Genomic DNA, 26,867 nt, shown 5'->3' on the forward strand with positions numbered 1-26,867 from the left:
TTCGCAATCTAGAAGTTGTCACTAGCCTGTAACCTTCCGGCTACCTCGCTGGCGACTCGAATAACTTTAGGACATAGCCACTGAAGTTGCAAATTCGCCCTCCAGAGCACTTTAAAAGCGCTGCTAGAGGGCGGATTTAGACTAGTTTCACAATCAGCAAAAGGCGGTGCGGTACGTCCGCCCGCTAGTGATAACAGGCCATCAAGCCCCTAGGGCCTTCAATGACTTCGATCGGGGTGTTGAAGATGGGGCTCAATACCTCGTCCCTCATAATTTCTTCGACGGGGCCTTGCTCCATGATCTTGCCGTCCTTGCACGCCACTACGTAGTCCGCGTAACGGGCAGCGAAGTTGATGTCGTGCAAGACGATGATAATGGTGCGGCCAAATTCTTTAGCGGCGCGTTGCAGGTGGCGCATCATGACCACCGAGTGTGCAATATCTAGGTTGTTAAGCGGTTCATCCAAAAGCACGTAGTCCGTCTCTTGCGCTAAAACCATGGCAACATAGGCGCGTTGACGCTGCCCGCCGGAGAGCTGATCCAGGTAACGGTGCTGTAGTTCCTCCAGATGGAGGAAGTCGATGTAGCGGGAAATGATCTCTTCATCCCCCTTAGTCAACCGGCCTTGGGTATGGGGGAACCGGCCAAAGCCCACCAGTTGGCGCACAGTCAGCTTGGTAACAAAGTGGTTTTCCTGGCGCAGGATGGACAGGATTTTTGCCAGGTCCTTGCTCTTGGTGTCATGGACATTAAGACCAGCAACCCTAATGGTTCCGGAATCCATGCCCAGCAGCCGGCCAATCATAGTCATCATGGTGGACTTGCCGGCACCGTTGGGCCCAATCAACGCGGTGATTCCCCCCTCCGGGATGGTGGTGGTAATCGGGCCAATAGTGGTGTCCCCGGAGTAACACTTAGTGACATTATCTAGTTCAATCACAGTCTTCCCTTTCGCAAGATGACTAGGAGGAATACGCTGCCACCCACCAGCTCAATGATGATTGACACCACGCCTTGGGCGTCAAAGACGTGCCGGAGGATGAAGTAAGCGCTGGTGAGCACCAGGAACCCAATTCCTGTGGCCATGGGGAAAATCAGGCGGTGGTCATAGGAATCCGTGGCCATGTACGCCAGCGTGGCAACCAGGAAGCCTAAGAAGGTCATGGGCCCTACCAGCGCGGTGGAGGTGGCCATCAAAATGGAGACCAGGATGAGGGTGTAGATGGCATTGAACTTGTGGTTAACGCCCAGGTTGCGGGAGACATCCGGGCCCAGAGCAATGACGTTCATGCGGCGGGCGTTGATAAACAGCAACGCCGTTGCCACCACCACTATCGGAATAGCCACCGGGTAGAAGTCCGTCTCCGCGTTGTTGACGGAGCCAAAAAGCCGGGCCGTGAGCACATCAAACTCACTGGGGGTAAGCAGGCGCTGCATGAAGGCGGTCAATGAGCCCAGGCCGCCGCCAATGACCACACCCACCAAAAGCATGGCGTGCATGTTGTGGCTGTTATCCGTAAGCAGCCAGGTATACAGCAGCAACGACAGCCCCACCATCAGTGCCATCTGCAGCAGAAAGTTTCCCAAAGTACGCGAAGCCGTTAGCCCGGCCGCACCCAGGAAGAAAATGGTCGCGGTGTGGATGACCCGGTACAAAGATTCAAAGCCCATGATGGAAGGAGTCAAAATTCGGTTATTGGTCACGGTCTGGAATGCCACAGTAGCCATGGCCTGGGCGACGGCTACTACGGCCATGGCCACCACGGCATCGGCACGCCTTTGGGCAATCAACCAGAACTTCTCCGTACCAAAGGGCATGGGATTGGCATAAGCCAGCAAACCAAAGGCCGCCAGTGCAGCCAGCGCCCACACCGCAGTGAGCGTCATCCAATATTTCCTACTTGCCACGAGTAGACCTCACGATCATGATGATAAACACCACCGCGCCTACTAGGCCTAAGATAACGGCCACGGGCATCTCAAACGGCGCGATGATAGTGCGGCCCACCAAGTCACAGAGCGTGACGATGCCAATACCCAAGATGCACACCCACGGCAGGTTGGAACGCAAATCATCACCGCGAATAAGCGACACCGCATTAGGAACAATCAGACCGATAAACGGCAAGGCCCCCACCACCACCGTCACCACGCCCGTGGCCACAGCAATTAGTCCCGTACCAATGAGAAGCAGGCGGTTGTAGTCAATCCCCACATTGGTAGCCACGTCCTGGCCCAAGCCCACCACCGTGAGCTTATCGGCAAAGTAAAACACCGCCGCGAGCACAAAAGGAATGAGCCATAAAACCTCGTACTGCCCGGCGTAGACAGAGGTGAAAGACCCCATAAACCAGATTCCCAGCTGCTGGAGCATCTGCATGGTCAGCGCGAAGAAGCTGGAGATTGCGGAGACCACAGCCCCCAGCATGATGCCGATGATGGGCACAATCAGGCTGGAGCGCAGTTGCACCTTGCGCAAAAACAGGAAGAAAATCATGGTGCCAAGAAAGGCGAATACAACCGCGCCCACCATGCGGGTCAAGATATTGGCCGTGGGAAACACCGCGATTGTGGCCAGCAGGCCCAGCCCCGCCCACTCCGTGGTTCCGGTGGTGGTGGGCTCCACGAACTTGTTCTGGGTCAACAGCTGCATAACCAGCCCGCCCATGGCCATGGCCGCGCCGGATAACACCAACGCGATGGTACGCGGAACGCGCGTAGTCATAAACATCTCCCGGCCGTCCGTCTGGCCCAGGATGTCATATTCGCCCGTGGCCAGGGAGGCTGCCAACAGGCCCACCACCACGGCGATACCCACCAAAAGTTTCCAGTCCCACAAGCCCTGCCGGGTGGAGGTTTCACTCATCTATTCCCTACTCATTCCTAGTAACTACCCCTTATAACTACCCCGCGTACGTTTAACCGGAAACAGCCCCCTCATCTGACAAGGGCGGTTTCCGGTTGATACGTCTTTAATGCGTTTTATTGCACTGCAACGCGGGTTTAGGAGCCTTCGCGTGCGAAAGACTTCAGGCGCGCTGGAGCAACACCACTTTTACTTCTTGGCGGCCTCGAACGCGTCAGCAATGGCGTTGAGGGTCTCGGTGTAGGTGATGATGTTTTCGTTGATGTAGGTGTCAGTAGGGGCAACCACTACCTGGCCTTTCTGCACGGCGGTGACGTTTTGCAGCGCCGCGTTTTCAACAACAAGTGCCTCACCGTGGGCTACGCCGTCCTTAGGTCCAATAGCGCCGTCGCGGTCCATGATGAAGATCCAGTCCGGGTTGGACTCAGCGATGGCCTCCACAGAGATGTCATCACCGGTGTGGTTGGAGGACGCGTCTTCAACCTTGAGGGACGGGGTAAGCCCCAGCCACTCGAAGAAGGGGCCAAAGTAGCGGCCCTTCCCCGGTGCGATGTAGCCAATCTCCCCGCCGGAGGTGTTAGCACCCATGACGGTCATCGAAGGGTCATAAGCATCCTTAGCGCGCTTCATTGCGGCCTTGAAGTCCTCAACCAGCTTGTCTGCCTCATCCTCGTGACCAAAGATAGTGCCCAAAGCCTGGGTTTGGCGGATGAGTTCCTCATCGAAAGGCTTGTCATCGCGTGGCTCGAAGTCCAACACTGGGACCTCGCCTACTAGCTTTGCCATGTCCTCCTGGTGCTGGGAGAAACGCTGGCCGTTGATAACAATGTCCGGGTCCGCAACAACCAGGTTCTCCAGGTTGGGCTCGCGGTGGAAGCCCAGGTCTGCCTCAACGGTGTCTTCGTTGATCTTGTCCTTTAGGGTGTCAGGCACCAGGCGCAGCGGTGCGGCCACGATAGGCACGCCCCAGCTCTCCAGGATTTCAAAGGAGCGGTTGTCGGTGACGGCCACGCGCTCGAATGGACCCTCGAGCTCGTGCTCGCCGTAGTTGTCCTCGATCTTGATGGAACCGCCGCGCGCCTCCGCTACCTCGGAGTCAGCGTCCTTGGCAACCGAAGCAACGGCGGAGGTAGCGTCTGCGGCACCCTCGGCAACGTCGTCGGCTACATCATCGGCAGCAGAGCACGACGCCAGAACCAAAGACGCCGCCGTGACGGAAGCGATCATTGCGTGACGGAAATTCAAAGCCATGTAGAAACTCCTATAATCATACGAAAGTATTACCATAGCCTAGCCTAACTAAGGAATGTCCGATGTTCAAGGGGAATTTCAAAGTTTAACCTTCACCCCTGTTTCCACGATCGCTTGAAATCGAGGACCAGCCGGGATACAACAAAATCCCTGGTAAATACTTACCAGGGATTTTGCATTTGGTGGAGCTGCCGGGAATTGAACCCGGGTCCTTCGCCACCTTGCCAGGGCTTCTCCGTGCGCAGTCTGCACACGATCTCTGCTTGGCCCTCCGGCTCGGGCAAACACGCTCCGGATGATGGGCCCAGCCGCTTTGAAAGTCCCCTTGCAGCCAAACGGCAAGCTGCAAGAGCAAGTTCCTTAGTCGATGCCAGGAACCGGGTCAGGAACTAAACCCGGGCTGACAGACTCGCGTCGCTGTAATTAGGCAGCGAGGGCGAAGTCACGCTGAGAGTTTTTCTCTGCGTTTATTGGTTGCTACGACGCTTACGGTGGTCTCTAGCCTGCACCGGCACGCTTCCCCTGGCGTAGTGTACGAAGTCGAAACCATGTCAACCCCATGTCACTTGTAGGGCGGGTATGTGCTTTCCCTACAGTTCGTACAACACTAGTACACGGCGCTGTATTCCCGCAAGGGGCAAGTTGTATTCCAGCAAGGGGCAGAAGAGGTTTTTAGGCGTTAATACCCTTGACGCGGCGGCCCAGCTCGCGGGTAATTTCCCGGTTCTGGTCGCGGCGCTTGATGTCCTCGCGCTTGTCATAGTCTTGCTTGCCCTGGGCCAGACCCAGCTCGCACTTGGCGCGGCCGTCTTTGAGGTAGATGCGCAAGGGAATGAGCGTCTTGTTGCCGTCGCGGACTTGGCCTAAAAGCTTGTCAATTTCGCGGCGGTGCAGCAGCAGTTTGCGGGTGCGCTTGGGCGAGTGGTTGGTCCAGCTGCCGTGGGAATATTCCGGAATGTGGAGGTTGCGCAGGTACACCTCGTTGTTATCAATGGTGGCAAAGGCGTCTACCAAAGAGACTTTGCCTTCGCGCATGGATTTGATTTCGGTACCCACCAAAACCATGCCACACTCCAGAGTCTCCAGGATTTTGAAGTCGTGGCGGGCACGCCGGTTGGTAGCCAGGGTGGAGTTGTTGTCCACGGCACCTTTTTTCTTCTTTGCCTTCTTCGCCATAATCGCACTAGTCTACTGCCCCCGCCGGGCGCAGGCCAAAGCGGGTGGCTACTTACGCACGTAGCCCCGCAGAGTCACTAGCGCCACTACCCCGGCGAAGGCGGAGGCCACCAGGCCAATGATTGGCAGTGATGTCCAGATATATTCGGCTCGGGCCGGTGCCAGCAGCTGGGAGGCGTAGAGCTCCGCCAGCGCCGGGTCCACTACCGTCTCTTTGCCCACAAACACGCCGATACCCGCGGCCACCACGCCGGCACATACCGCCAGCACCGCTTCCACCACAAAGGGGGCGCTGGTAAACCACCGGGTGGCACCCACCATGCGCATGATGGACATCTCCGTGGAGCGGTTATAGGCAGCAATCTGCACCATGTTCGCGATGAGGAATACTGCGGCCAGCGCCTGGATGAGCGCCAAAATAAACGTGGCGTTGCGGATGGAGTCCAGGTTGGACGTCGCCGCGCGCACCTCATCGCCCTGGTCAACGATGGTGTCCACCGCCGGGTCATCGGCAATCTTGTCGATAGCGCGCGAGTCCGTGGGGTCAACTAGCCGGACGTGCAGCGCCGCCGGGATGGCATCGGCAGAGGTTTCTTCCACCAGAAGTGGATCACTTTCTTTAAATACCTCCACAAAGCGCTCATAGGACTGCTGCTGGTTGCGGAAATTAACCTCTTCCACGCCGGGGTCTTTTTCCAACTTCTCGCGCAACTGCGCGCAAGGGCCGTTGATACAGGAGGTGTCCGTTGCGGAAATCTCTTCGCTGAGCTGCACCATGACCTCCACCTTTTCCAGGTAGATGTCCTTAGTCTCAGCGGTCATTTGGGTAACTAGTACGCCGGTGACCAACAACCCGACTGAAATCGCAGTGGTAATCACCAGCGCAATGGTCATAGTGAGGTTGCGCCCCAACCCGCGCAGGGCTTCCCTGAGGATATATCCGAGTCTCATGTTAGATGGCCTCCCCGTAGGTCCCGTGCGGTTCATCGCGCACTAGCTTGCCGTTGTTTAGCTCTAGCACCCGCTGGCGCATTTCGTCGACGGTGCGGGCGTTGTGTGTAGACATAATAACGGTGCTGCCGCGCCGGTTGATTTGAGTCAGCAACGTCATGATCTCGCGGGAGTTTTGGGGATCAAGGTTGCCAGTGGGTTCATCGGCCAGCACTAGTTTGGGGCGGTTGACGAAGGCGCGCGCGACGGCTACGCGCTGCTGCTCACCACCGGAGAGCTCCGCCGGCAGGCGGTGAGCCTTGGATTCCAGCCCCACCATGTCCAGGACCTCGGGTACCGCCTGGTTGATGAATTTCTTCTTCTTGCCAATGACTTCGAGCGCAAAGGCCACGTTGTCGTAGACGTTGAGTTTGGGCAGTAGCCGGAAGTCCTGGAATACGTAACCCACGGACTGGCGCAGCCGGTTAATCTGCCGGCCTTTGAGGGCGTTGACGTGGAAATCATCGAAGTGAATATTCCCGCTGGTCAGGTTGGTTTCACGTACCAGTAGCTGCAGGAACGTGGACTTACCAGAGCCGGAGGGGCCAATGAGGAAGACAAATTCCCCGTCCCCAATTGTAAAAGAGACATCTCCTAAAGCTGCGCGCCCGGAGCCCTTATACGTCTTAGTTACATTCTCAAATGTGATCACATGCGTAACTCTAGCAAACTGTTGCAACACTAGCCTATGGGATGAAGTGCCTGTAGGGTGCTTGAAGACAATCTTTATCCCGATAGAAAGCACCGGTTTATGTCAACGACCACCGAACAGAAAAAGAAAGCGCCCAGTTCCACGGGTGGGTTCTTAGGCACAATCGAAAAAATTGGCAACAAACTGCCCAATCCCTTTTGGTTGTTCGTCATTTTGGCCATAGCCGTAGCCATCTCCTCCTGGCTAGGCTCTCTGGCTGGGCTGCACGCCACCAACCCCAAAGACGGCCAGGAAGTCTTCGTAGAAAACCTCCTCACCCCAGAGGGCCTTTCCCGCATGGTGACAGAGGCTGTCAGCAACTTCACCTCCTTCCCGCCGCTAGGCGTCATTCTGGCCGTCATGCTGGGCGTGGCCGTGGCGGAGCAGTCCGGGCTGCTATCCGCGCTGGTGCGCGCCATGGTGGCCAAGGTCTCTCCGAAGTGGCTGACCTTTGTTGTCGCACTCGCGGGTGTGACGGGCTCTGTGGCTTCTGACGCCATCTACGTCATCCTCATCCCCTTGGGTGCCATGGCTTTCCATGCGGTCAAGCGCTCCCCCATCGTGGGCGCCATGGTGGCCTTCGCGGCCAGCTCCGCGGGTTTCAACGCCTCACTGATCTTGAACATCACTGACCTCCTGCTGGCCGGAATCTCCACCTCCGCCGCGCAGCTCGTCGATGAAGACTACGTGGTCAATCCCCTGGCCAACATTTTCTTTGTCATTCCCTCGGCCGTCGTGCTGGCGCTTATTATCACCGCCGTCACCGAACTCTTTGTTACCAAGAAGGCCCGGGAACTGATTAACCACGATGAACTAGATACCTCCGAACTAACCTTCCACGATGAAATTCACAGCGATTTTCCCGAAGACTACGAGTTCTCCGGCAAGGAAGACCCCCTAGCGCTTAGCCCCCGCGAAACCAGGGGGCTGGCCTACGCCGGCATAGGCATGTTGGTGTTCCTGGCCGCCTTCTTCGCGTTGATTTTCATCCCCGGCTCCCCCTTCGCCGGTCCGGAGGGTGAGTTTATGAACTCCCCGCTTATCCGCGCCATCGCCGTGCCCATCGCGCTGTGCTTTTTCCTGGTGGGCGCTATCTACGGCTACACCGTGGGCACAATCACCGAGTCTTCCGACTTCCCCGACTTCATGGCCACGGGACTGAAATCCCTGCTGCCCATGATCGTGTTGTTCTTCATGGTCGCGCAGTTCCTAGCCTGGTTTAGCTGGTCTAACCTGGGCATCTGGACGGCAATTAAAGGCTCTGAGCTCCTTCAGGCCTGGGACTTGCCGCCGCTGCTGATGTTCCTAGGCTTCGTGCTCATGGTGGCCACCTTGAACCTATTCATCACCTCCGGCTCCGCTCAGTGGGCGCTCATGGCCCCCGTGGTGGTGCCCATGATGATGTACGTCAACGTCTCACCCGAGGTGGCCCAGATGCTCTTCCGTGTGGGTGACTCCCCCACCAACATCATTACGCCCATGTCCCCATACTTCGCCCTGGCCCTGACTTTCCTCCAGCGCTACTACAAGAAGGCGGGCGTGGGCACGCTGATGTCCCTGGCACTGCCGTACTCCATGGCCATGCTCGTGGGCTGGTTTGCCTTCTTTGTCATCTGGTACCTCATCGGTATCCCGCTGGGCCCCGGCGCGCCCATGACCTACGCCGGCTAGTAGCTAGAGTTCCAGTAGCTGGAGTTTAGGACTCGGCTGAGGCTGTGGCTGTGGCTGCGGCCTCAGCTTCCGACTGCTCCTGCATACGCCAGCGGATACCGGCCTCCAGGAACGCGTCCAAGTCCCCGTCCAAGACCTTGGACGGGTCCCCTACCTCAAGCCCCGTGCGCAGATCTTTGACCAGCTGGTAGGGGTGCAGGACGTAGTTGCGCATCTGGTTGCCCCAGGAGGCGTTGCCGCCCGCGCCCAAAGCGTCCATCTCCGCGCGCTCTTCTTGGCGCTTTCGCTCCAGCAGTTTAGCCTGCAGCACCCGCATGGCAGAGGCCTTGTTCTGAATCTGCGATTTCTCATTCTGACAAGTCACCACAATGCCGGTGGGCACGTGGGTTAGGCGCACCGCGGAGTCGGTGGTATTCACCGACTGCCCGCCCGGTCCGGAGGAACGGTAGACATCCACGCGCACCTCAGAGTCCGGGATATCAATGGAGTCTGTTTGCTCCACCACCGGTAGCACCTCCACCTCCGCGAAGGACGTCTGGCGGCGCGCCTGGTTATCAAAGGGGGAAATGCGCACCAGCCGGTGAGCCCCCTGCTCCACGGAAAGCTGGCCGTACATATATTCCCCGTGCACCACAAAGGTCGCGGACTTAATGCCGGCTTCCTCCGCGTAGGAGACGTCATAGACCTCTACTTTAAGGCCCTTTTTCTCTGCCCACCGGGTGTACATGCGCATGAGCATCTCCGCCCAGTCCGCCGCGTCCACGCCGCCCGCGCCGGAGCGGATGCTCACCACGGCCTCGCGCTCATCGTATTCCCCGGAGAGCATGGTGGTAACCTCCAGCGCCTCAATGGCCGCCTTAAGCTCCGCCAGTTCCTCATCCGCCAAGGAGGTGTCCCCGTCTTCTTCCTCCGCCAGCTCATACATGACTGGCATATCCTCTACCCGGCCCCGCAGTGCGGCGAGTTTACGGATTTTTGCCTGGGCGGCAGATAATGCGGTGGTGACCTTCTGGGCATTGGCAGGATCATCCCACAAACTGGGGTCCCCGGCCTTGTCTTCAAGCTCGCGAACTTTCTCCGCTAGAGCGGCCGGATCCATGACCTTCTCAATCGAGGTCAGGGTGGCGTCTAGTTGTGAAATTGTCTCTTGAGTCTCAGGGCGCATAGGGCCTAAGTCTAGCCCTCCGATTAGCCTTGCCCAAGATTTAGGGCCACAATTAGTGTTATGAGTACCAAGCCCTCTTTGGAAGAGATGATTTCCGCACTGGCCAAGACCTTCATGGTGGCCCACGTGGATGACACTGACGCCCACCTAGCCCAAGCGCTGGTCTATAACGCCGGCCGCCTGGCCTGGCGCCTGCGCGAACAGGGCCTAGACGTTGACCAAAAGACCTCCGTGTCTGACGTGGTTACCGACGCCGACCGCGCGGCGGAGTTGTTTGTCTCCAGCGTCCTAGAAGCGCTGCGCGCCCAAGACGGGATTGTGGGGGAAGAAGGGGCTTCCCGCCCCAGTGAATCCGGCCGCGTGTGGCACATCGACCCGGTGGATGGGACTTACAACTTTGCCTCGGGTTCCGATTACTGGTGCAGCGCGCTCTCCCTTTCCGATGCCACCGGTGTCACCCTTGGTGCCGTCCACCGGCCGGCCATGGGCTATACCTGGTTCGGTGGGAAAGACTTCCCCACCACTCGCGATGGCCAGCCCGTGCGCGTGCAATCCGGGGGCGCGGATGAGCTATGCCTATCTACCTACCTGCACCCCACCTCCCTGGCGAACCCAAACATCCGCAGCGTATGGCAAAGTGTGGCGGAAGAATTTGCCACCGTGCGCATGCTTGGCGCAGGGTCGGTTGACCTCTCCGGAGTAGCAGACGGCACCTGGGGGGCGTGGATGCAACACTCGGTGGCGGACTGGGACTGGCTTCCGGGCAAAGCCCTGGTTGAGGCCGCTGGCGGAATGACGGCTAAGCTAGAAAAAGGCGGCGTTGAATGGTGCATTGCCGGTAACGCTGACGCTGTGGCCCACATTAAGGAGAAATTCAATGGGTAAGTACAAAGAAGACTTAGGCTTAGCGCTGGAACTGGCGGGAATGTCCGACCAACTGACTATGAGCCGCTTTGAGGCCACAGATCTCTCGGTTAAATCCAAAGTGGACATGACTCCGGTCACGGACGCGGACTTAGCCTGTGAGAAAATGCTCCGCGAGGAGCTGGCTAAGGCACGGCCAAAAGACACCATTTTAGGCGAAGAATTTGGCGGTGACGCCACCCCGGAAGGCCGCCAGTGGGTTATAGACCCCATTGACGGGACCAAGAACTTTGTACGCGGCGTGCCGGTGTGGGCAACGTTGATTGCCCTGTTAGAGGACGGCGAGCCCATCGTTGCCGTCATCTCCGCCCCTGCCATGCGCCGGCGCTGGTTTGCCTGCAAGAACTCCGGGGCTTTCCGGCTCTTTGGGGGCGAACCCCGCCGCCTGCGCGTCTCCCAGGTGGAAACCATTGAGGAAGCCTCTATTGCCATGTCTTCCCTCGAGGGGTGGAAAGAACGCGGGCTCCGCAAAGAATTCTTGGAGCTTACCGACAGCGCCTGGCGCCTGCGTGGCTTCGGCGATTTCTGGAATTACTGCCTCCTGGCAGAGGGCGCGGTAGACGTAGCACTTGAGCCCGAGGTCTCCCTGTGGGACCTAGCCGCCCCCTACCTGCTGGTCACAGAAGCCGGCGGCCAGTTCACCAGCCTTGACGGAGAAAACACCCCAGATGGGGGTTCGGCCGTAGCCACCAACGGCCGCTTACAAGACGCCGTCCTGGGATACTTTAATTCTCCCGCCACCGCAGTCCGCCAGACTGAGGTCCCCACCTAGGCACCGGCGCACGCACAGCGTTAAAAAGCGCGCAACCTCCAACAATCTTCGGAAGTTGCGCGCTTTTGCAGTGATTTCCGCCTTGTAGGGCGGAGTAAGCGTTGGGCTTAGCGTGACCCAGCGAGTGTGAACCCGGCACCCGGACCGCCACGGCGGTTAAGATCCGCGAGGACGGTGTCCATGTTGTTGGCCTCGGTTGGAGAATGCAGTATGCCCTGCCACGGGGTGCGGCATGGCAGGTTCCCCAGGCCGCCGGTTACGGCACCCACAACACGGCCGTCTTTAAACAGCGGCGCTCCGGAATCCCCTGCCATTGCGCACACATGGTTGAGGTGAGCCGTGCGCTCGTGGATAAAGACCACGCCGCAGGTGGTGCCAGTGGCCACGCCGCGCTTGCAGGTGTAATCGCCCGGCTTGATGCCACCGCCCAGCTTCCATGCCCGGACTCCGTCGTACTCGTTGGAGATCTCCGCTTTGTCATCGAATTCAATGACGGCATAATCGAGCTTGGTGTTGCGCGCCACGACCTTGCCCGAGGGGCCAATGGGCCAGGAGTCAGCAGAGACTACCTCAGCGCCAACATCACCACAATGCCCGGCGGTAAGTCCAACCTTGCGCCCAGCGGAGTCAGTTCCCGCAGCAGTTAGTGTGCACATCATGTCCCCGCCTACGAACAGCGGTGTCCCGGGGCCGTACAGCGAGTGCTCGCGTGCCATAGCCTCATGGGATTCCTCCGGCGTGCGGGGGGCGTCAAAGTAAGACCCGGGAACGCGGCGCAGGACGAAATCGGCGTTGGGTTTCATGGCTGCCAGCTTGCTAAAGCCGTCGTTTTTCCACACGTAATTGGGGTCCACCAACAGCGGCGCAGGCCCTGATTGGGTGAGCCTTTCCAGCTGCTGCACCACCCCGCCACGTCCGCCGGCCGGGGGGAGGCCCGCCTGGGCCACCACGGTGGCAAAATCCTGGCGTGCCGGTTCCGGCAAGGCGGAATCAATGGAATTGATAGCCTGCGCTACCCCGTCATCCACCGCCGCCTGCAGCTGCTGGACGGCCTGCTCGGCGCGTTGGACATCGTGGGAGGGCAGGTCTATTCCTACTTTTTCCAAGTCACTGGCCACCTGCTGGACCAATGCAGCGGGATGAGGGGGCGGTGCCTCCTGGGCACTCGCTGCGGGCGCGGCAAACAAGAAAGCGCCCACAAAAGCAGAGCCAAACAGAAACTTCTTAGACGGTTTCTGAAGACGCGGTATTCGCAGCATTAAACATACATCCCTTTACTTAAAATCTAGAGCGAAATTATTGAACCTGACTATCTTCGCACGCGTGGCACTTGTTATTAGTGCGACGCGTGTGAGTGTGTCCAACACGTTACCAATTCTCCAGACAACGGGTACCCCCGTTAGACCAATTTGCGCATTATTGCGTAAATCCGCGCCCCGGCACCCAGGTTTTCTCCGCCCCGACGTACACGGTGGCCTGCGGATCTTCCACATTAGATACTCGCAGATAGGAAAAATTCACCACATCGGGTTCCATTTCCACCACGGCGTAGCCGTGAGCGTCATAGTCTAAGTGCTTGACGGTGGGATTGGCCCCGCGGATAGCGTCTTCCACGAGAAGCGAGGTGCTGTTGTCCTCCGGATGATAGATGCCGGTGTAGCTGGTCAAAATCTCATCAATATTCGGCGCGCTAATGGAGGTAGTTACTACCTCAGCTGCCACTTCCTTGCCGTCCAAGCGGATGGAGTTTGCCCACTCAGAGTGGATATCCCCGGTAACAAACAGGGTATTGCCATCCCGGGCGGCCACCTGCTCCAACAGCCGCCGGCGGTCTGCGTCAAAGCCATCCCATTGGTCAAGGTTGATGGGGTTTCCTGTGGTGGAGGCACGGATGGCAGTTATGGCGGCATTGGCGTCTTCATTACCGGGCAAAGTGAGGATACGCATGGGGCCTATCATCACGGAGTTTCCCAGCACCGCCCAGCGCGCCGGCGTAGTGGCAAGAATGTTGGAAACCCACTGGAATTGTTCACTTCCCATCATGGTGCGCTCCGAACCTCCAAGATGCGCGTCCCGGTAGGACCGCAAATCCATCATGGTCAGCTCCATCAACTGCCCAAAGCGGAAACTACGGTAGAGGTGCCCTTGCTCAGATACCTGGGCCGCACGGACCGGCATCCATTCCAGATACGCTTGCAGCGCCTGGCTGTAGCGTTTGGGCCAGGTGCCCTCCACCTCTCCGTCAGTGTGGTTTTCCGCGCCTGCGCGCCAGGAGTCATTGGCGGATTCATGGTCATCCCAGGTCACCACCCACGGTGCGGCGGCGTGTGCAGCCTGCAGGTGTGAGTCCGTGCGGTAGCGCCCGTAGCGGATCCGGTAGTCCTCCAAAGTCACGATTTCCCAGGATGGATGGTGCGGCCGCGCTATCCCGGACTTTCCCGCGTATTCCCCGCTGGCGTACTCATAGATGTAGTCTCCTAAAAACACCACCAAGTCTATGTCTCCCGCCTGCGCGCGCTGGGCCATGTCCAGGTAGGCGCAGAAGTAGCCGGATTCGTAGTTGGCGCACGAGGCTATGGCGAATGAAAGAGCGCGCACGTCCGCATCAAAAGCCGGCGCCGTCTTGGTCCGGCCCACCGGCGACACCGCCCCGGCCAGCGCCCCATTTAAGGTCCGGAAGCGGTAGAAATACACCTCCCCAGGTTCTAGACCAAATGGGTCAACGTGCACGGTGTGGTCCTCACGCGCGCTGGCTGTCACCGTTCCGGTGGATACCAGCGAGCGAAACTCCGGATCTTGAGAGACCTCCCACTCCAGCTCTATGTCTTCGCCCAAACCGGAGCCCGGCAGCGCGTCCCGCTCCGGGGTCACCCGCGTCCACAAAACCACCGACGTGGGCAGCGGATCTCCCGATGCCACCCCATGCAAGAAAGGCAATTCCGCCCCGGTTGACTGGTTATAGGCTTCCAACGGACTGAGGCGCTGTTGGCCGTTGTGGGCCAGGGAGATACCACTGGCGGCAAGGGCGGCCCCGCCAGCTGTGGCTGCGCCCAGGCGGAGGACATTTCTGCGGGAAGAAGTATTTTTCACACCAGATAACTTATTCCAGCCCCGCGACTCTCACCAGTAATTTCCGCACAAAATCATAAAAGTAAGAAACTCTTTCAGTAAACTTCACTCATTGTTCACCGCGTTGTGGTCAACTTCTTATGCACGCCATACGGCCGGAATGCCCCCACTCTCATCACTTTCGACTGCCTAGGACCACACCATGAACTTTATGTCCCGCGCCCTGCTCCCCTTGACCGTGTTCGCCGCATGTGCGGTAGGAACACCAACAATTCAGGCTCCGGCGGTAGCCGCCACCACCCCTATCTACCGGACCATCCTGCAGCCCGGCGCGCAAGAGTCCCAGGTAATAGTCAGCTGGCGCACGCGCGCGCTGGGTGCCAAAGAGGTACTGGAGTTAACCTCCCCGACCGGTGCGCTTATGACCTTCCCCGCCGCAGAACGCGACGCCGGCGCGGTTTTCTACAAATCCAACTTTGCCACCGCCACCGGCCTGGCGGAAAATACTACCTACTCCTACCGGGTGGGCTCCCCGGACGCTGGGTGGTCCGCAACAGAGACATTCACCACCGGCAGCTTTGGCGATGATTGGTCCTTCATTGCCGTCGCAGATCCCCAGGTAGGTGTAGGGGGCCTGATTAACGCGCAGCGCGACGCCTGGCAAAACACGATAGCCACCGCGGTAGCCGAGGACCCCGACGCCAGCCTCATCTGGTCCCTAGGGGACCAAGTGGAGGGCTGGGGTTTGCTAGAGGCCCAGTATGACGCCTTTTTTGCCGCCCCGGAAATCCGGCACATCCCCACCAACGCGTTGGTGGGCAACCACGAGTACTACCCGTCCCAGCTGGCGCTTGGTGACTACGACGAACACTTCATCAACCCCCACCAGGCCGCGGATATCCGCGACTACTACTTTGAACGCAACAACATCCTATTCATAGAGATTGACAGCAACCGTGATTCCGCCGCTGACATCGAGCGCCACAAGCAATTCATCCAAGCCACCATAGACGAACGCGGTGCCCACAACGACTGGATAATCCTCGGGATGCACCACTCCTTCTACTCCCAGGGCAGCCACCACTTTGACGCCGGTGTGCAGCGCCTGCGCGCAGAGCTCTCCCCTTTCATCAGCCAGATGAACATAGACGCAGTGCTATCTGGACATGACCACATCTATACCCGCAGCCACCTGATGAACGGAACCACCCCGGTAGAACCCGCGCGGGACCCCGCCCGCGGCGACGTCTTAAACCCCAGCGACGGGGAGGTCCTATACATCACCACCACCACGGCCGGCGGCGGCAAATACTACGATTTCACCGACCGCAACAACGTCAAGCACCCAGACGCGCGGTTTGAAAACATAGACAAGTCCCTTGAGCACGACTCCACCGCCGTGTGGCGCCAGGACTACACCGAGGACTACATGATAGTGGAAGTAACCGAGCAGGCCCTGACCTTTACCACCTACAACGCCAATGACCCGAACGTGGTGGACAAGGTCACGCTGCGCAACCGCGACGCCTCCTCGAACCCCGGCGGCACCACGCCCGGCGCCAGCAACCCCGGTGCCAACAACCCCGACGCCGACAACCCCGGCAGCGGCTCCACAACCAGCGAAGACCAGCAATCCTCAGCAGGCGCCGTGATCGGAATCATCCTGGCCGTCCTAGCGCTTCTAGGAGGAGCCGGCGCGCTACTAGGGCCGCTGGCCACCAACCTGCCCGGCGTGAGGAAGTTCCTGCCATAAAAATGCCGCCGCAGGGTCTATTGTTTCCCTAGCCCCTAAATTTCTTCAGCGCCCACAGGCGCTGGCTAGCGGAAGGAATCACCCACCCCATGCTCGACGCGCTTATCACCAACGCCGCCATCTTGACCCAGGATTCAACCCGCCCCACCGCGCACAGCGTGGGGGTGTGGCAAGGCAAGATTGTGGCCCTCGATGACCAAGCGCAAGCACTAAAAGATCCCCGCACTGAAGTAATCGATCTGCGCGGCGCGACCCTGGTTCCAGGATTTAATGACGTGCACACCCACTCAGTGTGGTTCGGTCAGACGCTGCGGGAGATAGATTTAAGTGGCATCGGCAGCGCGGAAGAGGTCTACGCGCTCTTGTCCGCGCACCTGCCGGATAACCCCGGGGCCTGGGTTATCGCCTCCGGCTACCACCAAGCAGGCTTTGGAACCGCGCGCCCCACCCTGGCCGGACTAGACGCGGCCACGGCCGGGCACCCGCTGCTCATCAAGCACAACACGGGACACTCCTACACAGTCAACTCCAACGCACTACGCCTAGCAGGAATTGACCCCTTCGCTCCCCCCGAGGTCGAGGGCGGCCGAATTAACGTGGACGCGGACGGCTACGCCACCGGCTTGCTGGATGAAAACGCCATGCGGCTCATCCAAGACGTACTCCTGCCGGAATCCCGCGACGATATCGTGGACGCCCTACACCGCGCCACCGGCCGCTACCTGGCCGAGGGCATAACCTCCGTCACCGACGCCGGTGTGGCCGGCGGCTGGATTGGCCACTCCCCACGCGAATTCGGTGACTACCAAGCAGCTTTGCAACTGGGCAAGCTCCACACCCGGGTCCAAGCCATGGTCACCATGGACGCCCTGCACACCGTGCCCGGGCACGCCCAGGACCCGGAGGTTTACACCCTGGATGCCGGGCTTCGCACCGGACTTGGTGATGACAGGCTCCAACTAGGCCCGGTGAAAATGTTCATTGACGGCTCCATGCTGGGGCGCACCGCCGCCATGACGCAGCCCTACTGCCACTGCGAACACGGCGGGTACTTCCAGGAAGATGCCGATGACATGCGGGACAAAGCACTAGGCGCCGTGGCCGGCGGGTGGACGCTAGCCATGCACACGATTGGCGATGCCGCCATTGACCTAGGCCTAGACATCATCGAAGAAGCCAACGCGCGCTTTGGCCACCCGGTTATGCCCCACCGCCTAGAGCACGGCAGCGTGCTGCGCGCCGACCAGCTGCCCCGCCTGGCCGCTGCCGGCGTAGTGGTGTGCCCGCAACCGCGCTACATTTTTGAGCTAGGCGACCCGGTAGCGGAAGTCCTGGGCTCCGCGCGCTCGCTGCTGTCCTACCCCGGCGGCCGGCTCCTGGCGGCCGGGCTGACGCTCCCCGGTTCCTCCGACCGCCCCGTGGTGGACGGGCATCCGCTCAAGGGCATCCAATCCTTCGTGGAACGCCGCACAGCAACGGGTGCCCCCTTCGGGGAAGACCACGACAAACTCACCGTGGCGCAGGCGCTCTACGCCTTTACAGCGGGCTCTGCCGCCGCCACCGGCTGGGCCGGCCGCAAGGGGCAAATCCGGCCCGGGCAGCTCGCGGACTTCGCGGTGTTGGACCGCAACCCCCACGAGGTGCCCACCTCTGAACTGAGCGACATCCGCGTCACCCACACATTCCTGGGCGGGAAGCTGGCCTACGTCCTGCCCTGATCCTCGCGCACCCACGCTCCGATAACCCCCGGGACCGCCGGTGGCAGCTTCCCCAGCAACGCCCTGCGGTTGGGTTCCGCCTCAATCTTGGTAGTCACCGCGTGAATCTGCCCCCGCTTGTTCTTGTTCTGATTACCGCGCGCGCCACCAGCCATACCGCTGCCCGAGGACCCGGAACCGCTACTGGTAGCACTGGTGTTGATTGCACTCGTGTTGATTGCACCGCTTCCGGCTCCACCATTCAACCCGCCACCGGAACCACCCAAGCCGCGGCCCGTCCCGCTGCCGCCACCGTTCAACCCGCCACCGGAACCACCCAAGCCGCGGCCGCCGCCAAAGCCTCCTGGACTTGCTCCCGTCGACCCGACACCACCAGACGGCAGGCGACTTGAGGAACCTACCGCTCCGGTGCCCAAGCCAGCCCTTCCCAGTCCATTCAAGTTACTTCCCGCCACCTGCCGTCCAGCACCCAGCGCACCGGCCGGGAACCCGCTGCGGAATCCATTACCTCCCTGCCCGTTGCCGGCTGCTCCTGCCCCGTAATCCGTAGTACCGGCACTCCAGCCACTGCCCGGCCGGGGCGAAGCGCCAGAAACCAGCCCCGGGACACCACCAGCGGTTGCCGCATTCCCACCACCAAGGCTTAAGCCGGCACCGGCTGATACGCCCGGCGGTGGACTTGCAAGCACAGTCCCTGCCGAATGAGTGCCAAAATCACCCAGACCCGAACCACTGCCTCCTAGACCACCGTGGGCTCTCGGCTGGCCTGCACAGCGCGATCAAACAACCCTTGCTGCTCGGGCGGCATTCCCACGCCCGCAACTGGCCGGATTTGACCATCAGCTACCTCAAACGACCCCGGCCCCAGTTCACCCTGGGCTGCGGCTTCCACTAGAGCCTCGGGCCACGTCACTTCCTCGATATCTAATCCTTGGGTGTAGCCGGCATGGCCATTCAGCCCGACTTCCACATCTTGCCCGCCTGCGCCTAGCCCGAATTCGGAGATTAACTCCCCGCCGCTGGGCAAGGAGGCGTCCACAGCCTGTTGCAAGTTGCGCTGCACCCGTGCTGCCGCCGCCTTTTCCGCCAGTTTCCTTTCAGCGGGATCCTCAATCTGGCTAATCACCGAAGCATCCATCGCGGCAAAGATACTGGCGTTGATGGTTAACCCAGCGAAAGCCGCGGTCCGCCCCGCCATTGATTCCGCATTTGTGGCAAACACCCGTGCCGCTGCAACCGTTTGCTCAATTCTATTGACACCGGCGGTCACCGCCTCACCCTCATTTTCTGCTTGCACCTGGCCAATTATTGCCTCAAGCTCACTGGCCGCCGCCCGTGCTGCCTGTGACAGATCCGACCAGCTATCGACAGAAGCAGTCATCTGCCCGATGTCGATAGCTGAGACTTGACCCGCAACTGCCAAGAAGTCAGACCCATCAACCTGGACAATAGGTTTATGGAAGTGCACCGGCCGCACTCCGGATTCGGGTTCCACCGCAAACGGGAGGTTCTCCGCCACTGCGGAAACCTGCCCGGCAACTGCGTCCAGGCCAATAACGTTCATCAAATCCTGTTCATGAACCATCGTCCGCAGCGTTGTAAACATCTGGCCAAACCACACCACTTCATCAGCCAGAGATCCGACCACCGCCGTCGCTGACCCCGGATCAGCGCGCAAAAGGCGGCCGTGAATATCCCCCGCCTCTGAGAACCCGGCAATGCTGGATACGCCAGAGTCCAAAGTCCCGACGGTCCCCTCCGCCAAAAGACAAAGATACCCCACGATTCCTGAGCAACTATGGACAGCGGCGCTCATTGATTCAGAATTGTTAAGCATTTCAGTCCTCCATCCGAAAAAGCTCGCTAAGGACGCGAGCAGGGACCTCGCAGAATGTTTTGCCGCTTGGTTGCAGATCAACGTTTGTATACGCAACCCCAACGGTCCCTCTGGTGGTTTCCACCAGGGCTTCGCAATCAGCCTCAGTAACGTACACCGGGTTGCGTGTAACTACTGCTCCGTGAAACCCGGGAACCTCGCTTTCAACATCAAGACCGAGGACGGTGACCCAATCCTGAAGTGAGACAGGTTTGGTTCCAATCATTAAAGCTCCCCCCTTGCTGTCCCAGTTATTTACCGTGAACAAACACGCCCCTGGCATCAAGTATTCCGGGCCGTTGCGGTCAATCTCAATCCCCAACGCATCCTCTACTTCCACCGGAATATCACGGCAAGGCTGAAACAACTCATCAGGTGCCAAAGACTCATCAAAAGGCCCCAGCTCCGGCATGGACCACGTATCCCACACACTAGGCTCAACGGCCCGAGTTGAGGCCGGCACCGCTTCAATAGTTCCGGCCCGGGACGCTTCTGTCCGCGCAGTGGACTCCGCCCCGCACGCCCCCAACAACGACGTGGCACCTACTACGGCCACCGCTAAATAAACTAACTTCACAATCTCTCCCCCGAGTATATAAATTATCGACTTTTAAAAAATATTAACTCAACACAACTCAATTTGAAATGACTCACCTCACACCCAAGGACGCTAACCGCCCACCTTCAAAAGCTGTGCAGCGCAAACCTCGAGACACAAGAGCACCTAGCGTTTTAGCCATCCATCCGGAAAAGCTCGCTAAGAATACGAGCAGGGACCTCGCAGAATGTTTCGCCGCTTGGCCGGGGATTTATGGAAAAATATGAAACCTCGACCGTCCCTCGTACAGTTTCCACCAAGGCTTGACAGCCGGCCTCGGGCGCTAACTGCGGGTCACGGGTGATTACCGCCCCAGGAAACCCCGGAATTTCACCTTCAACATCGAGACCGAGGACGGTGACCCATACATCGAGTGAACTGGGCTTGGTCCCGATCATCAGAGATGCCCCCTTACTGTCCCAGCCCTCAACCCTGAGAAAGCACATCACGGGCATCAAGTATTCCGGGCTATTGCGGTCAATCTCAATCCCCAACGCCTCATCAACCTCCACCGGAATATCACGGCAAGGCTGAAACAACTCATCAGGTGCCAAAGACTCATCAAAAGGCCCCAGCTCCGGCATGGACCACGTATCCCACACACTAGGCTCAACGGCCCGAGTTGAGGCCGGCACCGCTTCAATAGTTCCGGCCCGGGCCGCTTCTGTCCGCGCAGTGGACTCCGCCCCGCACGCCCCCAACAACGACGCGGCACCTACTACGGCCACCGCTAAATAAACTGATTTCACCATCACTCCCCCGAGTATTTAACTTCTTCACTTCTCCAGGCGACAGGTAGACCTGAGTTTGAAAAATATCTTATAGCTTCAAGTATGCACCACACCGGTGCTTTTGTCACCCCACTGCTAAACCCGCCAGAGGCCTTGGCCGGGTGTAGCCACACCGCAGCAAAAGCCATCTGGTAGTTGACCGGGCCTGAAATCTGAAGGTTTTTCCGTGGCAGTGCCGGAGGACCAGAAGATTGAGTTTGAGCTTATTTCAAGGAGGTACAGGTAGTGTGGGGGAAAATTCAACCTTTAAGGAGCCCCCCACCTCATGGATACTTCATCCACAGATGCACAACCGCCACTAGAGCAAGCGGATCACTCGGACCGCCGCATCCTGGTCACCGGGGCCACCGGCTACGTTGGCGGCCGGCTTATTCCGGCACTTGTTGACGCGGGTTTTACCGTCCGCGCCACCAGCCGTAGCGTAGATTCACTCAAGCGCTTCGATTGGTTCGATGACGTTGAGCACGCGGCGGCCGACCTCAACAACTACGAAGACATCACCAAGGCCGTCGAAGACGTAGACGTTCTTTATTATCTGGTCCACTCCATGGGCAAAGCAAAAGACTTTGAGAAGGAAGAGGCAGAGATTGCTGAAAATATAGCGCGCGCAGCGGAGGCTGCGGGTGTACGGCAGATTGTCTATCTCTCCGGGCTCATCCCCCCAGACGCCGAATTAGAAAGCTTATCCAAACACATGCGCTCGCGCGAACGCGTTGCCAGGATCCTGCTGGATTCCCCTGTGGATACCATCGTGCTCCGGGCAGCGACCCTCATCGGTTCCGGATCGGCTTCTTTCGAAATCATCCGCCACCTGTCGGACCGATTGCCCATCATGGTCACGCCTCACTGGATCAACAACAAGATTGAGCCAATATCTATCCGCGACGCCATCTACTACTTGGCGCACTGCGCGGACTTGGACCAAGGATACAACCGCGGCTACGACATTGGCGGCGGTCGCGTGTATAAATTCAAGCAGCTGCTGAGCCTGTTCGGGAAACAACGCGGCCACCGCAACCGGATCTATTCTTTGCCGTTCCGCCTGCCATTGGACACCCTCTCAGGTGCGTGGATAGCGCTGGTTACCCCGGCACCCTTCGGGATAGCTAAGCCACTGGCACAGTCCATGGCTGAGGATGCAGTGACCCACAACGATGACATCAACGAGATTATCCCCGTCCCGGAGGGCGGCCTCTTAGACTACCCAGACTCCGTAAAACTGGCGTTGGAGCGCCGCAGCGAGGATAACGTTGCCACCTCCTGGCTGGATTCTTGGCGTAAATCTGACGATAATCCCGCAGAGCTACTCCCCTCTGACCCACAGTGGGCGGGCCAGACCGTGTACAAAGACACCAGGACTAAGGACGTCGATGCCCCCGCTGAGAAACTCTGGGCAGTAATTGAGGGGATCGGCGGCGACCACGGCTGGTATTCCACCTCGGCGTTGTGGAAGATCCGCGGTGTGCTTGACCGGCTGGTGGGAGGACCAGGCCTGGGAGGCCGCCGTAACCCCAACAAACTCTCTAAAGGCGACCGTATTGACTGGTGGCGCGTGGAATACATCGACGCACCAAACACGCTGGTGCTGCGAGCAGAAATGAGACTAGACGGCCATGCGTGGCTGGAGCTTGAGGCGGAGGACAACGGGGATGGCACCTCCGTCTACCACCAGACAGCGCACTACGTTCCGGCTACCTGGTTGGGGCACCTGTATTGGTGGGTAATCGCACCGTTCCACACGTTCGTGTTCCCAGTGATGGCCGCCAACATTGCGGCCGCGGCGGCCGCAACCGAAAAAGACAAGTAATTAAGTTTCGGTGGCGGTTGCCCGCTGGTACCACAACGCTATGACCAAGGCGGTGAACAGGATGAGGTTCAAAATCCTGGTCAGAGCGGAGGGGGCCACGAAGGTGACCGCCAGTGCGAATACCACGGCAGGAATGCCGTAGGCCATGGTGGCGCGGAAGTGCTTGGCCACCACCAAAAAGCCCAGACCACTTGCTCCAATGAGCAGTGGCAGGGCCGCGATGAAGATGTTGTCCGTGCGGGTCGCGGTCTCTTCTTCAAGGTAGACGGACAGCAGCGTGCATCCGGCGAACAGAAGCAGAAAGCAGACGGTCCCCCAGACGGCGTTGCTTTTCGATATCTGTTGCATTTTTTGATCTCCCTTCTTGCGACAACTGGTGCCACCGAGGATACCGGTCTACGGGGGGAGTCAAGGGATTTTGGCAAAACGAAACCCCCTCCGGAGAGGGGGTAACGTGGAAGTTGGTAGCGGGGACAGGATTTGAACCTGCGACCTCTGGGTTATGAGCCCAGCGAGCTACCGAGCTGCTCCACCCCGCGTCGGATGAACTTCCATTCATCTTCACTGGCAAGGAAGTGACTTCCTTGCTGGCGACTCAAGTAACTATACAGACCTTGCCAAGAAAGGCAAAATCGCCCGGTCACCGCAGTTTTATTGCGGTGCCCGGGCGACTTACGCTCGTTTAGCTGGGTCCTAGGACTCTTCTACATCCTCGGCCTTGGGCTTGTCAGCGGCATCTGTGCCGGCCGCTGGGTTGGTGAGCGCCTGATAGTCGGCTACCGCCCTATCCAGTGCGTCGAGCGCGCGTCCGTACTCCTCATGGGTGCCGGAACGAGCGGTCTCGATACCGCGCAAGGCGTCGTTGATGCGGGCTATTGCCTCACCCTCATCACTGGCCGCCGGGGCGGAGGCTGGTTGGTTATCCACGGGGGCATCGGCGGGCTTTGCCTTATCGGGCTTGGTGCCATCCAGCTCCTCAATATCCTGCGCCTCCTTGGGGTCAATACCCACCTGGGCTAGCGCCTCGGAAATTGAGGGAGCGTAACCAATAGCGCCGTTGTAGGACACCAGTACGCGCAGCAACTTAGGGAACGCCGATTCCTGATCCTTGCGCTTGGAGTAAATAGGCTCCAAGTAGAGGATGGAACCATTGCCAATGGGAAGGGCCAGTAGATTGCCGTACTCCAAATCATTGGTGCTCTTCCACAGCGAGCGGTCACGGGCCACCTGGTCAGATGACATCATGGCGTCCTGGACCTGCTTAGGGCCTTGGGTCTGGGTATTGGTGGGCAGCACGCGCACGGTGATCTTGCCGTAATTCTCCGGATCGGACTGCACCGTCATGTGGGCGGCCAGGAACTCACGGCTAAAGCCACGGAAGGTGGTGATCAGCTGGAAGGAGGGCTCGTTGGTTTCCGGATCAGCGGCCATGACGTAGTACGGCGGCTGGTTAAGAGCAACGGTTCCCTCCGGGGAATTGGGATCTTCTGGCACGGACCAGAAGGCGTCGTTGGTGAAGAACACCGCCGGGTCATCGATGTGATAACGGGCCAGCAGGTTGCGCTGCACCTTGAACATATCCTGTGGGTAGCGCAGGTGGGACTGCAGTTCCGCGGAGATTTCCGTCTTGGGCTTGACCACATCTGGGAACACACCGCGCCAGGCCTTCAACACGGGGTCCTCGGTATCAAACTCATACAGGGTCACGGAGCCGTCATAGGCGTCAACCGTGGCCTTTACAGAGTTGCGGATATAGCCCACGTTGTCATTAACCAAACGCTGGGTGGTTCCGTCCGGGTTCAGGGAGTCAACGGTGGTCTCCGCCAGCTGGGTACGCTGCGCATAAGGCAGCGCGGACAAGGTGGTGTAGCCGTCCACAATCCACTTGATGCGGCCGTCAATTACCGCCGGGTAAGTGCTGGAGTCGGTGGTCAGCCATGGGGCTACCTGTTCCACGCGCTGGCGGGGGTCGCGGTCGTAGAGGATCTGCGAGCTTTCTCCCACGCGGTCGGACAGTAAGAACTTCAGCTCACCGTACTTGGCGGCATAAGCGGCACGGTCCCAAATTTTGCCAATGGACACGCCGCCGGTGCCGTCGTAGGTGTAGTTGGAGTTATCAGTGTCGTACTCAACCGGCTGGTCACCGGTTTGTCCCACGATGGCATAATCCAGGCCGTCGCGCGCGGAAGCGATAACCGGGCCAAAGTAGGTGCGTGGCTGTTCGACCTTGATACCAAGGGAGTCCTCAACATTTTGGGTCTCCCCCACGCCCTCAGACTTCTTGCCGGCCTGGGTTTGCAGGTCTGCGACCGTGAACACGGGGAAGCCACCACGGGTAGAACCGGCGTCACGCGCCACGGCGTCTACCTTATTGGCTTCCGCCGCAATAAACCCGTTACCGTGCGTGTACACGGTGTGGCGGTTAATCCAGTTGAGCTGGTTTTCGCTCAAGGCGTTGGGATCAAGCTCACGGGCAGCAACCACAAAGTCGCGCATTTCCCCATCGGTTTCGTAGCGGTCCATGGACAACGTGTCCGGGAAACCGTAGAAGTTACGCAGCTGCTGCATCTGGGTGAAGGTGTCACTCAGGATATCGGGATCCAGCAGGCGCAGGTTAGAGATAGTGGCGGAGTCTTCCGCCACCTCCTGCTTAGTGGCCTCACGTGCGCCCCAATCTTCCACGTAGTCAACCTCTTCATCGGTAATTCCGTAGGCGTAGCGGGTGGCCTCAATATTGCGGGAGATGGACTCCGCTTCTTTGGACTGACGGTTTGGCGTAACGGAGAACTGCTCCATCATCATGGGCCAAGCCGTACCGATAACCAACGAGGAAAGCAGCATCAACACTACTGCCAGCCCCGGGATACGCAGGTCCTTGACCACAATAGCCATGAAGAAGGCCACCGCCACAAACACGCCGATGATCATCAAAATGATCTTGGCCGGCAGGTACGCATTCAAGTCTGTATAAGACGCACCGGTGAAAGTAGAGTGCTGGTTAAACATCAATGAGTAGCGGTCAAACCAGTACCCGGCTACCTGCAGGAGCATCCAGATGCCGGCGGTGACAGATAGCTGCACGCGCGCAGCCTTAGTCAGCCCGCCCCGGACGCCGGACGCTTGGGAACCAATGCGAATTCCGCCCAAGACGTAATGCCCGGCCAGCGCAATGAGCAGGCACAAAATGGCCAGCATGGACAAGCTGTCCAAGACGGTTTGGATAACCGGCAACTGGAAAGCATAGAACCCAAGGTCATGCCCAAATTGGGGATCCTTGACGCCAAAGGGCTGGGAGTTCAAAAACAGCAGTATGGAGCGCCAGCCCGACTGCAAAATTACGCCGGCACCAATGCCAACAATCAGCGGAAGGTAGGTTAAGAAAGTCTTGACCGTCTTTTCAATCGACTGCCGGTAGGCATAAACCGGGGAGTTCAAGTCACCTAAACCAAGATCCAAAGTGTCCGGCCTGCCCCGCCAGACAAAGAACGCGGCTATGGCCACAATGGCGGCCGCAAAAAGCGCACCCACCAGGAAGATGACCAGCCGGGATACAACAGTGATGGTAAAGACGTCACGGTAATCAATTGCGCCAAACCACCTCCAGTCCGTATAAAAGCCCACCAGCATTGGACCTAGGAACATCACGAACGCAGCGACTAGTGCGATCATGCTAAAGGCCTTCGGTGGGCGTCTAACGGGGGAAGTGGCTTGGGAAAATGCGTTTGCCAACGCCAGCTCCAATCATGTAG

Annotated in this window: 22 protein-coding genes, 1 tRNA gene and 1 other RNA gene; 6 read left to right on the forward strand and 18 right to left on the reverse strand. The window is 59.1% G+C overall.

Translation table 11 applies throughout. The annotated features are described in order from the left end of the window. Window positions 1-184 precede the first annotated feature (184 nt). The 8 genes from F4V58_RS08755 to ftsE form a co-directional block, all read right to left on the reverse strand. Window positions 185-940, reverse strand: a complete 756-nt coding sequence (locus tag F4V58_RS08755) for an iron ABC transporter ATP-binding protein (RefSeq protein WP_075735176.1) — start codon at window positions 938-940, stop codon at window positions 185-187. Then, window positions 937-1,887 (reverse strand): iron chelate uptake ABC transporter family permease subunit, encoded by a 951-nt coding sequence (locus F4V58_RS08760; protein ID WP_084559748.1) that lies wholly within the window; start codon window positions 1,885-1,887, stop codon window positions 937-939. Before F4V58_RS08760 ends, F4V58_RS08755 begins: the two co-directional genes overlap by 4 nt. A 10-nt stretch (window positions 1,888-1,897) precedes the next feature. Next, window positions 1,898-2,866, reverse strand: a complete 969-nt coding sequence (locus F4V58_RS08765) for an ABC transporter permease (RefSeq protein ID WP_075735180.1) — start codon at window positions 2,864-2,866, stop codon at window positions 1,898-1,900. Window positions 2,867-3,055: 189 nt separating this feature from the next. After that, window positions 3,056-4,117, reverse strand: a complete 1,062-nt coding sequence (locus F4V58_RS08770; RefSeq protein ID WP_075735182.1) for a siderophore ABC transporter substrate-binding protein — start codon at window positions 4,115-4,117, stop codon at window positions 3,056-3,058. 180 nt (window positions 4,118-4,297) lie between these two features. Continuing rightward, window positions 4,298-4,676, reverse strand: a transfer-messenger RNA (tmRNA) gene (ssrA, locus tag F4V58_RS08775). A 113-nt stretch (window positions 4,677-4,789) separates the two neighbouring features. Continuing rightward, a complete protein-coding gene (smpB, locus tag F4V58_RS08780; protein ID WP_075735184.1) occupies window positions 4,790-5,293 on the reverse strand; it encodes an SsrA-binding protein SmpB in 504 nt (167 codons plus the stop codon). Window positions 5,294-5,341: 48 nt separating this feature from the next. Beyond that, entirely contained in the window at window positions 5,342-6,244 is a 903-nt protein-coding gene (ftsX, locus tag F4V58_RS08785; RefSeq protein WP_075735186.1) for a permease-like cell division protein FtsX, read from the reverse strand. 1 nt (window position 6,245) lies between these two features. After that, entirely contained in the window at window positions 6,246-6,935 is a 690-nt protein-coding gene (ftsE, locus tag F4V58_RS08790; RefSeq protein ID WP_075735188.1) for a cell division ATP-binding protein FtsE, read from the reverse strand. A gap of 99 nt (window positions 6,936-7,034) precedes the next feature. Here ftsE and F4V58_RS08795 point away from each other — a divergent pair, with 99 nt between their 5' ends. Further along, window positions 7,035-8,645, forward strand: a complete 1,611-nt coding sequence (locus tag F4V58_RS08795) for an AbgT family transporter (protein WP_075735190.1) — start codon at window positions 7,035-7,037, stop codon at window positions 8,643-8,645. Window positions 8,646-8,670: 25 nt separating this feature from the next. Here the strand turns inward: F4V58_RS08795 and prfB are convergent, their stop codons facing one another. Then, window positions 8,671-9,810, reverse strand: a complete 1,140-nt coding sequence (gene prfB / locus F4V58_RS08800; RefSeq protein ID WP_075735192.1) for a peptide chain release factor 2 — start codon at window positions 9,808-9,810, stop codon at window positions 8,671-8,673. A 60-nt stretch (window positions 9,811-9,870) separates the two neighbouring features. On the opposite strand from prfB, the gene F4V58_RS08805 reads away from it, so the two are divergent. Together F4V58_RS08805 and hisN are read left to right on the forward strand one after the other, a co-directional pair. Next, complete coding sequence (locus F4V58_RS08805) at window positions 9,871-10,695, forward strand: inositol monophosphatase family protein (protein WP_075735194.1); 825 nt, start codon at window positions 9,871-9,873, stop codon at window positions 10,693-10,695. Further along, window positions 10,688-11,506 carry a histidinol-phosphatase gene (hisN, locus tag F4V58_RS08810; protein ID WP_075735196.1) on the forward strand — a complete coding sequence of 273 codons (819 nt, stop codon included), beginning with the start codon at window positions 10,688-10,690 and terminating at the stop codon, window positions 11,504-11,506. Before F4V58_RS08805 ends, hisN begins: the two co-directional genes overlap by 8 nt. A 107-nt stretch (window positions 11,507-11,613) precedes the next feature. On the opposite strand, the gene F4V58_RS08815 is transcribed toward hisN, so the two are convergent. Both F4V58_RS08815 and F4V58_RS08820 read right to left on the reverse strand, forming a co-directional pair. Then, on the reverse strand, window positions 11,614-12,765 hold the full coding sequence (locus F4V58_RS08815; protein ID WP_075735198.1) for a S1 family peptidase: 1,152 nt from the start codon (window positions 12,763-12,765) through the stop codon (window positions 11,614-11,616). 157 nt (window positions 12,766-12,922) lie between these two features. Next, complete coding sequence (locus tag F4V58_RS08820; RefSeq protein WP_075735200.1) at window positions 12,923-14,596, reverse strand: alkaline phosphatase D family protein; 1,674 nt, start codon at window positions 14,594-14,596, stop codon at window positions 12,923-12,925. A 181-nt stretch (window positions 14,597-14,777) separates the two neighbouring features. Between F4V58_RS08820 and F4V58_RS08825 the strand changes: the two genes are divergently transcribed. After that, window positions 14,778-16,328, forward strand: coding sequence for a purple acid phosphatase family protein (locus F4V58_RS08825; RefSeq protein WP_075735202.1), 1,551 nt, complete (start codon window positions 14,778-14,780; stop codon window positions 16,326-16,328). Window positions 16,329-16,417: 89 nt separating this feature from the next. Beyond that, complete coding sequence (locus F4V58_RS08830; protein WP_075735204.1) at window positions 16,418-18,046, forward strand: amidohydrolase; 1,629 nt, start codon at window positions 16,418-16,420, stop codon at window positions 18,044-18,046. Here F4V58_RS08830 and F4V58_RS12555 read toward each other — a convergent pair. The 4 genes from F4V58_RS12555 to F4V58_RS08845 form a co-directional block, all read right to left on the reverse strand. After that, complete coding sequence (locus tag F4V58_RS12555) at window positions 18,031-18,201, reverse strand: hypothetical protein (protein WP_157105776.1); 171 nt, start codon at window positions 18,199-18,201, stop codon at window positions 18,031-18,033. The two genes, F4V58_RS08830 and F4V58_RS12555, sit on opposite strands and share 16 nt — an antisense overlap. Before the next feature lie 584 nt (window positions 18,202-18,785). Continuing rightward, window positions 18,786-19,883 (reverse strand): hypothetical protein, encoded by a 1,098-nt coding sequence (locus tag F4V58_RS08835; protein WP_150385773.1) that lies wholly within the window; start codon window positions 19,881-19,883, stop codon window positions 18,786-18,788. A 1-nt stretch (window position 19,884) separates the two neighbouring features. Next, window positions 19,885-20,499, reverse strand: coding sequence for a DUF3558 family protein (locus F4V58_RS08840; protein WP_169833319.1), 615 nt, complete (start codon window positions 20,497-20,499; stop codon window positions 19,885-19,887). A gap of 155 nt (window positions 20,500-20,654) precedes the next feature. After that, window positions 20,655-21,272, reverse strand: a complete 618-nt coding sequence (locus tag F4V58_RS08845) for a DUF3558 family protein (protein WP_075735214.1) — start codon at window positions 21,270-21,272, stop codon at window positions 20,655-20,657. A gap of 304 nt (window positions 21,273-21,576) precedes the next feature. Here F4V58_RS08845 and F4V58_RS08850 point away from each other — a divergent pair, with 304 nt between their 5' ends. Beyond that, window positions 21,577-23,118, forward strand: coding sequence for an SDR family oxidoreductase (locus F4V58_RS08850; protein ID WP_075735216.1), 1,542 nt, complete (start codon window positions 21,577-21,579; stop codon window positions 23,116-23,118). Here the strand turns inward: F4V58_RS08850 and F4V58_RS08855 are convergent, their stop codons facing one another. From F4V58_RS08855 to F4V58_RS08865, 3 genes are all read right to left on the reverse strand, one after another. Next, a complete protein-coding gene (locus F4V58_RS08855) occupies window positions 23,119-23,466 on the reverse strand; it encodes a hypothetical protein (protein ID WP_075735218.1) in 348 nt (115 codons plus the stop codon). Between the two features lie 114 nt (window positions 23,467-23,580). Next, window positions 23,581-23,657: transfer RNA gene (locus tag F4V58_RS08860), tRNA-Met, on the reverse strand. A gap of 154 nt (window positions 23,658-23,811) precedes the next feature. Then, the gene (locus tag F4V58_RS08865; RefSeq protein ID WP_075735220.1) at window positions 23,812-26,847 is read right to left on the reverse strand and encodes a UPF0182 family protein; all 3,036 of its coding nucleotides are present in this window, start codon (window positions 26,845-26,847) and stop codon (window positions 23,812-23,814) included. Between the last annotated feature and the right edge of the window lie 20 nt (window positions 26,848-26,867).

The sequence above is a fragment of the Corynebacterium phocae genome (genome assembly GCF_008693075.1).
In the GTDB taxonomy this organism is placed as follows: Bacteria; Actinomycetota; Actinomycetes; order Mycobacteriales; family Mycobacteriaceae; genus Corynebacterium; species Corynebacterium phocae.